The sequence below is a fragment of the Methanofervidicoccus abyssi genome (genome assembly GCF_004310395.1).
GTDB lineage: Archaea > AGJL01 > Methanococci > Methanococcales > Methanococcaceae > Methanofervidicoccus > Methanofervidicoccus abyssi.
In genome coordinates, this window is the sequence record NZ_BFAX01000002.1 from 148,574 (window position 1) to 161,944 (window position 13,371).

Here is a 13,371-nt window from a genome sequence, read left to right on the forward strand (position 1 = left end):
TTTATTTTCTAATGAATTTTATCTCCCTCTTTTTAGACCTATTCATCTCGTAGAGTTTTTCTAGAAGTGATTTCAACACTTCATCAGAGATAGGCACCTGGATCCTTCCCATCTGTGCCAACTGGATAAGCTGAAGTTCCACCTGGGCAGCAAGTTCAGGTTTTGCCAGTCTCAACCTAGCTAATCTAGCCCTTGCAGGTTCTGTAAGTATCTGTTTTAATATCTTTCTCTTCTGTATCTCGTACTGTTGTTGAAGCTGGAGGGCCTGTTGCTCTTCCTCAGTCATCCTACTGGCAGCAGCCCTTCTCTGGAGTTCTAATAATTTTCTCCTTCTTATCTCTTCAATATCCATAATATCCCCTTATTAATTATTTAGAAAGGGAAGTATCTATTCTACAATTTCATCCATAACCTCTTTTGCCGTATTATCCAGTAAGGACTGTCCTTTAGGAGTGATTACTCTACCTTCTTTAGTTTTTGTTACAAGATCTAATCTCTCCAGCGCCTGTAGTGCTTTCCTTATAATATTTCCACTGGCTTTGACAAACCTTTCAGGTTTATGTCCTCTGTTTTTCCTACCACCGTATGCAGTCCTCAGTCTCTCTACCCCTACAGGGCCGTTTATGTATATCTTCCTGAGGATGGAGGCACATCTTATATACCACCAGTCTGGATCATGTGGCCTTCTCTCCTTATGAGCTCCAGTTTTCACAAAGTCTACCCACTCAGGTCTGTCTATGTTCATCTCTTTCAACTTCTTTGCCACTTTTTCAATAAGTTTTGATGGAGGCACATCGTACACCGTTGTCATATTTTACACCTCAAAATTTTTATTTATTTTTATTTTTTTATTTATTTTATTATTTTATAATTATTATAAAAGAGTAAGATATTGAGCAAGTTCTTATATTATAAAGCAGTAGTATATAATATTTACTAATAATATTTACTAAGTTGACATGCTATTTTATCGGTAGATTCTGGATCTTTTATTAAAAAAATTAAAAAATAGAATTAGTAAAACATACAGCCTTTATTTTCCGAATACTGAAGAAGTAGAGTGGGAGTTCTGTTAAATCTTTTTTAAGTATTTTTTATTTTAGCATCCTTAAGATCCCTTAAATTTCTTAGCAAATTTCAAATTTTCAAACTCCTTTATATACTTCGACTTCTTACTCTTTTTGCTGGTGTATTTTTTCCACCCCTCCCTTGGTCTAAACAACGTTATTACATTCCCAACTAAACTTACAATCTCTGCATCTGTCTCTAAAGCCAGTTTTCTAGCAATATCTTCCCGAGTATCTTTCTCCAGTGCTACCCTTCTAATTTTAACCTTGATAAGCCCCTTATCCTTTATCTGCCTCTTTACCTCGTTAATAACTTTGTCAACTCCCTCTTTACCTATCCATACTACAGGAGATAATAAATGAGATCGAGCTCTCAGTATCTTTCTAGCCTTTGAAGTTAGTCTCTTATTATTGCCTACCATAATAATCCCCTATGATTTTTATAGTAATTATTACAATAATCATTCTAAATATCAACTATATAAAATTATTAGGAGAGGATTCTCATGGTAAAAGTATTTGTAAATAACAAAGAAAAGGAGGGAAAATTCCTTAAAGATGTAATTGAAGGAGAACCCTATATAGAGGGCAGTAATATAGTGATAGTAAAAGGAGTAAAAAGAGAATTAATAAAATCTAAGAAATACAGGATTGTCACAACTAAGGGAGTAATGATAGTAGGTATAACTGAAGACTCAAAGGTTGTAGATTTTTGGAATAAAAACTATAAAAAATTTGTCAATAAGGGTGTTAGATGGAGAGGCGTATTCGATGTTGCATTTGGGCCTATAACCATAGATCTGGATATGAGTAACAAAGCTGAGAAATTTAAGAAGTGGGATGTAATATTGAGTATATCTGGATTTGATAAGAGTGAGGGACATTTAGTATTTATTAAAAGGGATACTACGGAGGTTTACGGTATTGAGAATCCAAAGATAGGAATACTTATAGGTGGTAAGAGGGTTCTATCCCAACTAACTCCAGAAGACAGGATACTATCTATAGAACCTCTAAGGGAATCAAAGGAGATGATAGATTATTTAACAACGAAGGATTTAGATATGGAACTTGAGGAGGGCTGGAAGATATGGACCTACTGTGAAGGTCAGTTAGATGGACCTCCTGAGACTGTTGAGCATGTCCTAGCACTTGTAGAAGATGGTTACTTCGAGATCGGAGAAAGTACAAATACCTATATTGCAGACTGTAGGTTACAGAGTCTTGAGATAGGAGGGGAGAGTACAGAGGATAGATTTAGAGGTGCTATTACAGTTAGAAATAGTGGGGAAGGTGTTGGCAAGGTGTATATTTACAGGGAGGGGAGGACGTCATCAGTATTCCACACCGTAGTAGGTAGGATAACAAGAGGTATAGAGCTGGTGGATTTTTCAGATGAAGGTATTATAACTGTTAAGTTGAAACCTGAGAGGTTAAACGTCGTAGGGAAGACCCAGAGTGAGGCAGGTGAGGTATTTAGGAGATATGGTATAGAGCATAAGAGGGAGGGAGATACTGAAGATAATGCCATAATAGTTGAGCAGAAACCGGAATTTACCTTAGAGGTACTTAGATCTAAGAAGGTAGTAACTAAGGGGTTATCTCCAGATAAACTACTCTATATTGAGATATTTGATAATGAGGCTCCAAGGACTGCCTGGTACTTCAGAAAAACCACGGGACTCACCACAAAGAGGATTGGTAAGTTAAAGGTGTATTTTAAGGTAGGAGATATGGTGATGTTTGAGAGGAACGAGAGGTATGCCCGTAAGTTACTACCCGAGAATACTCCATTAGACAGAGTAGAAAGAGGTTATATAGGAGTAACTAACATGGTGAAGAGATACACGGGATATATTGGTATTAGATTAAGTCCAAATGATAAATACGGCCCTACAGGAGAAACATTTGAAGGTAGTAACATCGTAGGTAGGGTAGTCCAGAATATAGAGATACTTAAAAAGGTAAAGGTGGGGGATGAAATCTATTTGTTTGAGGTTAGGAATGGTGCATCTAAATCATAAAAATAATAATAATTTTAATAATTAAAATCATAAAAAATAAAAAGTGAATCTTACAGTATCCTCCGAAACCCTAAGCATTTAGATGGGATAGTATTTCTGCCATCTTTCTTCTTTAAGAAAGATTTTTTATTAACTTTGTATATCTATTTTAGCCAGCATCTAACAACACTATTTAGTGGTAAGAATTGAAATTGTTGAAATCTTATCTAATAAACTTAGGTGGAGGTTATGAAGTGGAAAGAGACGTGCCCCTACAATCCCAAGTTAAACATTGACGTTGAAGAGTTATATATATACGATACTACATTGAGGGATGGGGAACAGACGCCAGGTGTATGTTTCAGTAGGGAGGAGAAGTTAAATATTGCAAGAAAGTTGGATGAGTTGGGAATTAAACAGATAGAAGCTGGTTTCCCTGCAGTATCTGATAGGGAGAGGGAAACTGTAAAGGAGATAGCAAATGAAGGACTTAACGCCGATGTACTGGCCCTTTCAAGGGCTCTGAGGGAAGACATAGATAGGGCACTCTACTGTGATGTAGATGGTGTTATAGTATTTATTGCTACATCTCCATTACATCTGAAGTACAAACTTTGTAGGACGTTGGAGGAAGTAGAAAAGATGGGAATGGATGCAATAGAATACGCTAAAGATCATGGCCTCTTTGTGGCATTTTCTGCAGAGGATGCTACGAGGACTCCTTTAGAGGATCTTTTGAGAATCCACAGGAATGCGGAAGAGCACGGTGCAGATAGAGTCCATATAGCAGACACCACAGGAGTAGGTACACCTCAATCTATATACTATATATGTTCGGAGTTAAGGAGACATCTGAAGAAAGCTCATATTGGGGTGCACTGTCATAACGACTTTGGTTTTGCAGTAATAAATTCTATATATGGAGTTATGGGAGGGGCGAGGGCTATCTCCACCACAGTAAATGGTATTGGAGAGAGGGCTGGAAATGCCCCCCTGGAGGAAGTTATTATGGCTTTAATGGTACTTTACGATGTTGACCTGGGATTGAATATCTCTATTTTAAAGGAGCTTTCAGAACTTGTTGAGAAATACTCTAAGATACCTGTACCAGTTAATAAGCCCATAGTTGGGGATAGGGTATTTTACCATGAAAGTGGTATTCATGTAGATGGAGTGCTTGCAAATCCTTTTACATATGAACCTTTTCTCCCTGAGAAGATAGGTCATAGGAGGGAGATAGTCTTTGGAAAACACTCTGGAGGCAGGGGAGTACGTGCCAAGTTGAAGAAGATGGGTATTGAGGTGGTATCAGATGATGATCTCTTGGAGATCGTTAAGAGGATAAAAGAAACAAGGGAAAAAGGCACTGAGATAGACGATAGAGTGTTTAGAAGTATTGTGGAAGATGTAATAAAAAATAAAAAAAATGAGGGTTCTAAATGAGAAAGTTTATAATTTTGTTTCTTATATTTGGAGTAATGGTAAGTTTATGTATGTGTATTGACAGTACCTGGAAACACAGGCCTGAGAATACTTACGTGGTGAATTTAACCATAGAAGGACAACCAATTCAACTTGTTTTAAGGACAACTGTAAGGGAAGCCCTATCTACAGAGTTGATAAACACCAACGATAGTGATATTGTGAAGAGTTATTTAAGTCATAAAATAATTTACATAGAGTACAACAAGTCCCTTCCCCTCGAGGAGGGAAAACTATCTGTAATAGACCTATCTCTGAAGTTGGGCTTTTTAAATCCACTGTATAGGCACGTTATTGTAGATGATAGCGTATTTAAAAACGAGAGTGAAAAAGAGAAGGTTATAAATAGTAATATCACTTTAATACTGAAAGTAATCAGAGGAAACAGAAGTGCAACAATAGAGAAAGTAGATAATAGAACATACATAATAGAGGGTAATTCATTGAAGGAGTTAGATAAGGCTGTGTCCAGGTTTGTACTGGCGATATATAAAGGTGTTGCAGAAAAAAGTTAAATGAAGTTAGAACCCTTTAATTCTTCTAGTATTCAATAAACCCTACTTTTTAATTTTAATATATATAGTTTTTGAATTATATTATAGTAATAATTTTTAGGATTCAGATCGGGTAAGTATCATCATATTTTCAGATAACCCTCTTCTCATCATCATCCTAAGAGAGCTATAAAAGGGGAAAAAATGAAGAATCTTAAAGAGAGACTTAGAAATATAAGGAAGGAGATAGATGAGATAGACGAGAAACTTGTATATCTGATATCTAAGAGGACTGAGTACGCAAGAGAAATTGCCCATTTAAAAATGGAGTTAAACTATCCTATAAACGATGAAAAGAGAGAGATGGAGATTAAAGAGAGGATATATAAACTGTGTAAGAAGTACAATTTAGACTTTGAGATAGTGTGGAATGTGATGGGCATACTTATGGAATACAGTAAGATAGTTCAAAGAGAAGAAATTAACAGTAAAAACAGTAAAAAATTATAAAAAAATAAAAAAAATTTTAAAGGATTTTAGTAGTTCTCTATGAGGTACAGTGCAGCTTCTCTTGTTTTCTCTCTGTCTCCTCCTGCTACTACTAGTATCCTGTTGTCTACTACCTGTAGTGTTGCTGGACTATCATTGGTTATATCTATCTTACCTTCCTTCTGTAATTCTTCACTTAGTTTGTTTGCAACTGGACCTCCTACGAGTATAAGGTACTTGTCAGTGTCTAAGGATGCTTCAGTGTCTAATTTTGCTACTGGTGTTTTTACTGGTACTACTCTCTGACCTTCTGCTTTAATGTCCTTTAACTCTAGGGTTGTACCTAATACCTCAGTTTTTTCACCTATATTTAAGGATACTTCCTTAGATATATCCATCTTGTACCTTGCAAACAGTTTACCTGATTCATCATCATCGGTGAATTCCAGTGTGGCATAGTCGTTTGCAAAGTCTACTGTACTTCCACTATCTAAGTTATCGTATTTATCTCCGTCGTATTTCAATGCAAGACCGTAGACTTTATTGCCACCTACTTCTAAGTATTTCGTTTTAGCTAATGGATCTGATTCTTTGGAAAAATCATTATCAACAAGTTTAAGACTATAACCCACCGTACTATTACCCTCCCTTGTTATTGCATAAAGTTTCCAGTCATTTACAAATTCTTTTCCTAATTCATACTCTTTTACATCCTTTGTAATTATTACGGATGCGTATCCCTCGGTTTCCGCTATATTTTTGTATGCATTGTATACAATTACACCTATATCTTTGTATCTTAATACAAATGGGATGCTGTCATCCTTGGTTGCTACTACTTTACCATCCTTTATAATCTCAACATTAACTTTTACCTCATTATTATTAACTGTCTGTAATACACTCTCAATTTTTACTTGGTATCCATTGCCTAAATCATAGGTCTCTCCTTCCTCCATATTTCCTGAATAGGCTTCCTTACCTAAGTATATTTTTTTATCGTTGTCGTCGACGTCTACTATTCTGTAATTTTCACCTAAGAGAGGTATTTCCATACCTATGTAAAGTGGTTGTAATTCATCTACAGTATATTTTCCATCTTTAAACATCAATGCACCATATACTAAATCTCCTTTATCGATCTCGTAGTTATCCTTATCTACCCTTTTGACTGACGCTAATAAGAACTCCATGGCATCTGCACTATGGTCACTACTGACGTCATCTGGATCTGCGTCAGTGTCTCTTATTAAGGTGCTTAGTCTTGGGAGTTTCTGTACTTTACTTCCGGTAGTAACATTTGCCTTATCATCTACAAGATTATCAAGAATATCTGCATCCCCTAAATTATCTGTATAACTTCTTTTAGGTGTTGTGAATATTAAAAAATAATTACCATTGTCATTTTTATATACATCATTTAGATCGTCTGATAGTGTAGTATCTGCACTTGTATCTAAGCATAAATCTGCTGATCCATCCTCAATAGATACATCCTTGTAGCACATTGAACCTATTTTAGCAGCTATATCTGCTGCTGATACCACATCCATTGCAGCAGCTTTGGAACCTACAACTATATCTACATTTGGTTCTCCATCTTTAACTACGTTCTTCATGAACTCTTTAATATCTCCTACGGTTACAACATTTGCTGCTACTCCACTTGCCAAGGCACTTGCTACCATGGCACCTCCTACTGCAATAGCAGTTATCTTTTTTAAACTCATAGCCATACTTCAACCACCTCTATATTATATTATTATTAATTATATTATTTTTTTATTTGGTTTATTTTTTGTAGGTTGTGTCCTTTGACGATCATTACTGTAGCATTTCTTATATATATACTTTACCACTCGAAATATTTGTAAAAACAATTTCATCGAAAAATAAAAGATATAATAATATAATTCCAAAAAATAATACATCACAACAAATATTTTAAGAAAATATCCAGTTGCAAATATTTACAACTTTTTTAATCCTATAATAAAATGTTTCCATATATCCTAATATTAAATTCAATCGATGTAGTAGTACTCTCCTATCTCCTTCTGATACCTGTCCATCTGACTACCTTCCTTATTCACCCTTGGCCTTCCAGTGTCAGGATCCCTCCTAAATGTAATTCCCATCTCTTTAAGGAACATATTAGCCCCTGTCCTCTTATCCAGTGGAGCACTACCTCTACCATATACTCCAGCCTCTCCACTGAACACCATAAACCTATCTGATATGTAATCCTGGAAAAGTATATCATGATCCACAACGAAAACCCCTGCTTCTTTCTCCTCTCCTATCCTCCTTATAATCTTAGATACCGCCAACCTCTGCTCTACATCTAAAAAGGCAGAAGGCTCATCAATTAAATATATATCCGCATCTCTCATAAGGGCAGATGCTATTGCAACCCTCTGAAGTTCCCCACCAGAGAGATCTTCAATGTAGAAATCCATAATCCTGTCTATACCCAAGGGCTTTATGATCTCAGATTTATAAAATGAAGAGTCTATATTTCCAATACTCCGTAAATACTCCTCAACAGTTCCATCGTACTCTATCGATATATACTGGGGTTTATAAGAGATCCTCAGATCTCCCATAGATACCTGTCCCTCATCACATTTAATCTCTCCTGCAAGTATCTTCACAAAGGTAGTTTTACCTATACCATTTGGCCCAAGAATCCCTATAACCTCTCCCCTGTATATACTACCCCCCTCAACTCTCAAATTAAAATCCCCCAAGGTTTTTACTATATCACTGTATTCCAAAAGTAGTGGCCTCTCCCTGTAATCCATAGGTGGCCTCCTCTCAAATAACACAGGCTCCTTTCTAAACCTTATATTCTCATCCTTGAGATAACCCTCTAGATAGGCGTTTATACCTACTCTTGTGCTCTTAGGATGGGAAACTACCCCGTAGGCAGATGGGACTCCATACACTATATGCACGAGATCAGATAAGTAATCCAAAACTATCAGATCATGTTCAACTACCACTACCTTCTTCTTCTCAGATAACCTCCTTATCAATCTCGCACAGTTGAACCTTTGTCGTATATCCAGCCAGGATGTAGGTTCATCGAAGTAGTATATGGTACCATCCCTTAGACACGCCCCTGCAATTGCAACCCTCTGAAGTTCCCCACCACTTAATTTATCCAGAGATCTGTTTAAAACATTCTTCAACTCCAAGACCTCAACCACTTCCTCAAACATCCCCTTCTCATCAACCTTCTTCAAAAGTTCCCCTACGGTGCCCTTTACAACCTTTGGTAGCATATCCACGTATTGAGGTTTATAGACAGGTTTTATTTTACCATCTTTGAGATCCTTAAAGTATTTCTGAAGTTCAGTACCAGAAAAATACTTTATCACCTTATCGTAGGAAGGTTCCTCCTCCAAGTTGTTCAAGTTAGGTATAAGATTACCACTTAGAATAGAGAGTATTGTAGATTTACCTACTCCATTTGGCCCGAGGATACCAACAACTCCATCTCTAGGTACCACTAAACCGTAGAGCCTAAACCTGTTTTTACCGTAGGAATGCACGATTTTATCCTCTGTAAGTTCCTCTGGAAGTCCTATAATTGCAATAGCCCCAAAGGGACACCTCTTTACACATATTCCACAACCACTGCAAAGTTCCTCTGAGATAACAGGCTTTCCAGTATTCTCATCTATAATAACAGTCTCCTCCCCCATCCTAACCCCAGGACAGTACTTTATACACTCCAAGGAACACTTCTTAGGTTGACACCTGTCGTAATCCACTATAGCCAACCTACTTCCCATCTAATCACCTCTCCTCAACTTTGCATATTTCACCAGCCCTCCAGTCTTTAGGATCTCCCAGGCTATGCCTGTAGGGACCTCACAGGGCAACTCCTTATTATTCACCTTTATCATCTTCCTATCCAAATTTATCTCTAAAATATCCCCATCCTTAACAACCTCCTTTATACCCCTACATACAACAGGAATAAGTCCAATATTTACAGCGTTCCTGTAAAATATCCTTGCAAAACTCTCTGCAACTACAGCCTTAATACCACAGTATTTTATAGAGATAGGAGCCTGCTCCCTACTACTTCCACATCCAAAATTCTCTCCAGCAACTATTATATCCCCTTCTTTAACTTTCTTTGAAAAATCCTTATCAATACCGTACATACAGTAGGAAGCAAGTTCGTAGGGATTTGTAGTTCTAAGATAAGGACCAGGGATTATCCTATCAGTATCTATATCGTCACCAAATAGATGCACTCTACCTCTTATTATCATCTTATTCCTCTGGAGTATTTTTTGTAATATCTCAATTATATACTACAAGCATCCAACATTTTAAATAAATCATTTAATAAAAAATAAATTATAATAATAAAAATTATGGTAATATTATAAAAAGAGATATCTACTCCCAGGTACTGGAAGATAATAACGGTGAGGTTCGCTTTATTATATCTTATTATTATAATGATTCTTAATGGTTTGTATTTCTTAATATAAATAGTAGTGTTATTTTTTATTATAACCATAATCTCAATTTTTTAATTGCTACTTTAATACGTGATAGGTATGTTCTGGGATAATTTAGACAAAGTAAAGGATTGCGATTTTTTTCAGGAGATCGAAGACAGGGTTAATCTAAAACTGATAAAATACTTCTTAAAGTATATCTTCCAGGGAGATAAATCATATCAAGAACTACTAAACACTATCTTCAGAAATAAAGAAGAAAGAGAAAAGAAAGACGTACTTATTAAATATCTCACCTTTATAATAGTAGCTAATACAAGGTACTATAATCTATACATTAAAAACTACGGAGAGAGATACTTTAAAGAGGTCCTGGACAAACTTCCCAATAAGATACCTGTCTGGGAGTTTATAAAGGTGAGTGCTCTCTCCAGGAACAATGATTTAAAACTCGAAAGATTAGATTTAGAAAAGGGATTAGTTAATATTTACCCTGTAAAGAAAACCTACAGTATAGAAATAATAAGGGTAAAACTAAGGGAGATGGTAGAGAAGATAAGAGCAAAAAAAGATATAGATATTCTAGAAAACAAGAATATCGAGGAAATAGTAAGATTTATTGGGGAAATGGTTAAGTTCAGAGATATAGGGGGCATGAGAACTGTAGAATACAAAGGTGAAATACCTTTAGAATGGCATCCTCCCTGTATAAGGAGAATACTGGAAGATATCCTCAGTGGAGGTTCTCCTTCTCACTATGCAAGAAGGAGTTTTGTAGTTTACTGGTTCTGTGCAAAATTCAATCCAAACCTTAGACCTCTCAACAGAAATGGAGAGTTGATAAATATCGGTGCTGTAGATATTGCAAAGAGTGAAGAAGCTGTAGAGAACTTTATAGAAGAGATGTTAAGGATATTCAGCAACGTAGAAGACTTCAACCCCGAAAAAACCAGATACTACATAAGTCACAACATAGGCTACAAGGTTGCAGATCACCTCACCCACTGTGAATATTGTAAGAATTGGAGAGAAGATGGAGGCAAAGGGCTTAGTTACTACTGTAGCCCAGATGATATCTGTAGTATGAGGAAAAATGGAAAACCTGTTGTAATACATCCCTTAGATTACCTCTGTTACAACATTACCAGACACCTAAGAGATAACAAAAGACAGAAAAGGATCGATTACAATCGTAGTTTCCATCAAGATAATAGTTAAAAAAATTAATAATAAAAATTTATGAAAAATTATAAACAGATTATATCATCCCTAAATATTGAAGGGAAGAAATCCTCTATTTTTATATTATTTTATTTTTTTATTATTTTATCTTTAATCACTTTTATAGAATTAAAGTTTTAATAAGATAAAAATTATATTAATTAATTGGAGTTTATATAAGCACTACAAAAACCTGAGATGAAACTATGAACATTATAATAGATGTCAAAAATAAAAAGTATGATACTGTAAAGGGAGACTTCTTTCCACTGAGTTGGGGGATCTACATCCACCATAAATACGAAACCTGGAAGTATCCTCCCTACCATGAGAAGAATATATTAACCTTTGGAAGAGGTGCTTTACCTATAATAGGTGGAAATAGATTAATATTTACCTTCAGATCTCCTCTATGGGATGGCTTCCACTTTTCAGCAATGGGTGGGGCAGGATATACACTTAAATTCACAGGGTTGAAGAACGTTGCTATTATTGGTAGGTGTGATAAACCTAGTCTCCTTGTCATAGAGGGAGATGGAGAAAGTGTGAAGATCGATTTTATAGATATGGAATCTTACTTGGAGGAATATACTAACATCTACCATTTAAACGAATATATATTGGAGAGATTCAGCGAGAAGAACTACAGGGCTCTCATAGTTGGACCTGCAGGAATAAACACCAATATGGGTGCAATATTTTCCCAGACCGTAAAAGATGGGAAACTCCTTGAAGGTTCAGAAGACTGGGCTGGAAGGGGAGGACCTGGTTCTGTTCTCTTCAGAGCCCATAATATCTTGGGTATTGTGTATTATGGAGATAAGGACAGCATAAAAGAGGAGTTAAAAAAAGAGAGGGAGTTGGGGAGAAAACTTAGAAAGATAGTTGAGGAGTACTACAACAAACCCTATATGAAGGTTGTCTTAGAAAATACCAAGAAATACAGGTATAACGAGGAGACGAACACTGGAGGAACCTTTGGAAATAACTACCTCTATCTCTTAGATACTACACCTATCTTCAACTGGAGGATGCCCTATATACCAAAACATATTAGAATGGAGTTTCACAAAAAGATATTGAAATACTTCGTAGAGAAGTTTAACAGAGAGGCGATTGAACCGAGAAATTGGACAACCTGTGGAGAACCTTGTCCTGTCCAATGTAAGAAGTACAGAAAAGGTTTAAAAGTAGATTACGAACCTTATGAAGCAGGTGGGCCTCTCTTAGGGATCTTTGATATCTATGTCACTGATAAGGTAGTGCATACTATAGACTCCTTAGGTTTTGACGCCATAGAGTGTGGAAATTTAATAGCCTGGGTTTTTGAACTTCTCCATGTAGGATTACTGAAACCTGAAGAAGTAGGTATAGATAAACCTGTATTTGATATATCTCAGTATAGAAGTGAGGAAGATATACTAAAAAACTCCCAGTATAACGGAGAGTTGGCAGTTAAACTTGCAGAGATTGTAGCTTTCAATAAAAATGAGATGGGAAAAATACTGGCGTTAGGTATAAGGAAAGCTTCTAAAATACTTAACGAGATGTTTAATGGAAGATTAGAAAATAATAAGACCTTTAAGAGATTCAACGACTATGGAGTATATGTACCCTTTGGAGATGAAGGGGGGATAACTCCAACTATGTACTGGGCAATTGGAAACTTCATGCCTTACCTCATACAGGGAAGATACCTTACCTACTACAAATCTGGTGTATTTGTAGAACCTGAGGAACTGGCTAGGTTGAGTGTGGAGAGGGTTATAGAAGAAATTACCTTAGATAACTTGGGAATATGTAGATTCCATAGAAGATGGTGTGCTCCACTCTTGGACACCTTAGTAAGGGAGGCTACAGGGGAGGATATAAAAAGAGTCTCCTATAAATTAATAAAGGACATATGGATATACAATAAAAAGTTAGGAGGTTATCCACCATATATTGAGAGCCAGAGGATTAAAGATCTAATAGTAAGTGGAGCTGAAGAGTTTGGAAACGAGAAATGGGCCTCTTACTTTGAGGTTGAGGGAGAATATAAACTGAAAGAGTACATAAGGAAGGTACTTGACGAGTACTGTAGATTACTTGGAATAGATTGGAGGTTGGAAAATAGATAAGAATTACTACA

Annotated in this window: 12 protein-coding genes; 6 read left to right on the top strand and 6 right to left on the bottom strand. The window is 36.1% G+C overall.

The window, feature by feature from the left end; translation table 11 throughout:
* Nucleotide 1: 1 nt before the first annotated feature.
* The 3 genes from MHHB_RS02175 to yhbY all read right to left on the bottom strand — a co-directional run bounded on the left by MHHB_RS02175 (nt 2) and on the right by yhbY (nt 1,489).
* Complete coding sequence (locus tag MHHB_RS02175) at nt 2-352, bottom strand: DNA-binding protein (protein ID WP_131006981.1); 351 nt, start codon at nt 350-352, stop codon at nt 2-4.
* Between the two features lie 36 nt (nt 353-388).
* Nucleotides 389-811 carry a 30S ribosomal protein S19e gene (locus tag MHHB_RS02180; protein WP_131006982.1) on the bottom strand — a complete coding sequence of 141 codons (423 nt, stop codon included), beginning with the start codon at nt 809-811 and terminating at the stop codon, nt 389-391.
* A 297-nt stretch (nt 812-1,108) separates the two neighbouring features.
* Nucleotides 1,109-1,489, bottom strand: a complete 381-nt coding sequence (gene yhbY / locus MHHB_RS02185) for a ribosome assembly RNA-binding protein YhbY (protein WP_131006983.1) — start codon at nt 1,487-1,489, stop codon at nt 1,109-1,111.
* 84 nt (nt 1,490-1,573) lie between these two features.
* Between yhbY and mmp3 the strand changes: the two genes are divergently transcribed.
* The 4 genes from mmp3 (at nt 1,574) to MHHB_RS02205 (ending at nt 5,556) form a co-directional block, all read left to right on the top strand.
* Nucleotides 1,574-3,091, top strand: coding sequence for a methyl-coenzyme M reductase-associated protein Mmp3 (gene mmp3, locus MHHB_RS02190; protein ID WP_131006984.1), 1,518 nt, complete (start codon nt 1,574-1,576; stop codon nt 3,089-3,091).
* Between the two features lie 228 nt (nt 3,092-3,319).
* Nucleotides 3,320-4,513, top strand: coding sequence for a homocitrate synthase family protein (locus MHHB_RS02195; protein WP_131006985.1), 1,194 nt, complete (start codon nt 3,320-3,322; stop codon nt 4,511-4,513).
* Nucleotides 4,510-5,067 carry a hypothetical protein gene (locus MHHB_RS02200; protein WP_131006986.1) on the top strand — a complete coding sequence of 186 codons (558 nt, stop codon included), beginning with the start codon at nt 4,510-4,512 and terminating at the stop codon, nt 5,065-5,067. The genes MHHB_RS02195 and MHHB_RS02200 overlap by 4 nt, the downstream gene beginning before the upstream one ends.
* A gap of 183 nt (nt 5,068-5,250) precedes the next feature.
* Nucleotides 5,251-5,556 (top strand): chorismate mutase, encoded by a 306-nt coding sequence (locus tag MHHB_RS02205; protein WP_131006987.1) that lies wholly within the window; start codon nt 5,251-5,253, stop codon nt 5,554-5,556.
* A 26-nt stretch (nt 5,557-5,582) separates the two neighbouring features.
* On the opposite strand, the gene MHHB_RS02210 is transcribed toward MHHB_RS02205, so the two are convergent.
* The 3 genes from MHHB_RS02210 to hacB all read right to left on the bottom strand — a co-directional run bounded on the left by MHHB_RS02210 (nt 5,583) and on the right by hacB (nt 9,824).
* Nucleotides 5,583-7,271: an S-layer protein gene (locus tag MHHB_RS02210; protein ID WP_131006988.1), complete on the bottom strand. Its 1,689-nt coding sequence runs from the start codon at nt 7,269-7,271 to the stop codon at nt 5,583-5,585.
* Nucleotides 7,272-7,559: 288 nt separating this feature from the next.
* The gene (locus MHHB_RS02215) at nt 7,560-9,335 is read right to left on the bottom strand and encodes a ribosome biogenesis/translation initiation ATPase RLI (RefSeq protein WP_192893799.1); all 1,776 of its coding nucleotides are present in this window, start codon (nt 9,333-9,335) and stop codon (nt 7,560-7,562) included.
* Nucleotides 9,336-9,824: a homoaconitase small subunit gene (gene hacB, locus MHHB_RS06480; protein WP_192893800.1), complete on the bottom strand. Its 489-nt coding sequence runs from the start codon at nt 9,822-9,824 to the stop codon at nt 9,336-9,338.
* A gap of 294 nt (nt 9,825-10,118) precedes the next feature.
* On the opposite strand from hacB, the gene MHHB_RS02220 reads away from it, so the two are divergent.
* Together MHHB_RS02220 and MHHB_RS02225 are read left to right on the top strand one after the other, a co-directional pair.
* Nucleotides 10,119-11,237 (top strand): hypothetical protein, encoded by a 1,119-nt coding sequence (locus MHHB_RS02220; protein WP_131006989.1) that lies wholly within the window; start codon nt 10,119-10,121, stop codon nt 11,235-11,237.
* A 209-nt stretch (nt 11,238-11,446) separates the two neighbouring features.
* Nucleotides 11,447-13,360 carry an aldehyde ferredoxin oxidoreductase N-terminal domain-containing protein gene (locus MHHB_RS02225; protein ID WP_131006990.1) on the top strand — a complete coding sequence of 638 codons (1,914 nt, stop codon included), beginning with the start codon at nt 11,447-11,449 and terminating at the stop codon, nt 13,358-13,360.
* Nucleotides 13,361-13,371 lie beyond the last annotated feature (11 nt).

Excerpts from the sequence above, each read along its gene's own strand:
- MHHB_RS02215 (WP_192893799.1), bottom strand. The coding sequence starts at position 9,335 with ATGGGAAGTAGGTTGGCTATAGTGGATTACGACAGGTGTCAACCTAAG.
- hacB (WP_192893800.1), bottom strand. The coding sequence starts at position 9,824 with ATGATAATAAGAGGTAGAGTGCATCTATTTGGTGACGATATAGATACT.
- mmp3 (WP_131006984.1), top strand. The coding sequence starts at position 1,574 with ATGGTAAAAGTATTTGTAAATAACAAAGAAAAGGAGGGAAAATTCCTT.
- MHHB_RS02180 (WP_131006982.1), bottom strand. The coding sequence starts at position 811 with ATGACAACGGTGTACGATGTGCCTCCATCAAAACTTATTGAAAAAGTG.
- yhbY (WP_131006983.1), bottom strand. The coding sequence starts at position 1,489 with ATGGTAGGCAATAATAAGAGACTAACTTCAAAGGCTAGAAAGATACTG.
- MHHB_RS02220 (WP_131006989.1), top strand. The coding sequence starts at position 10,119 with ATGTTCTGGGATAATTTAGACAAAGTAAAGGATTGCGATTTTTTTCAG.
- MHHB_RS02205 (WP_131006987.1), top strand. The coding sequence starts at position 5,251 with ATGAAGAATCTTAAAGAGAGACTTAGAAATATAAGGAAGGAGATAGAT.
- MHHB_RS02175 (WP_131006981.1), bottom strand. The coding sequence starts at position 352 with ATGGATATTGAAGAGATAAGAAGGAGAAAATTATTAGAACTCCAGAGA.
- MHHB_RS02200 (WP_131006986.1), top strand. The coding sequence starts at position 4,510 with ATGAGAAAGTTTATAATTTTGTTTCTTATATTTGGAGTAATGGTAAGT.
- MHHB_RS02210 (WP_131006988.1), bottom strand. The coding sequence starts at position 7,271 with ATGGCTATGAGTTTAAAAAAGATAACTGCTATTGCAGTAGGAGGTGCC.
- MHHB_RS02195 (WP_131006985.1), top strand. The coding sequence starts at position 3,320 with ATGAAGTGGAAAGAGACGTGCCCCTACAATCCCAAGTTAAACATTGAC.
- MHHB_RS02225 (WP_131006990.1), top strand. The coding sequence starts at position 11,447 with ATGAACATTATAATAGATGTCAAAAATAAAAAGTATGATACTGTAAAG.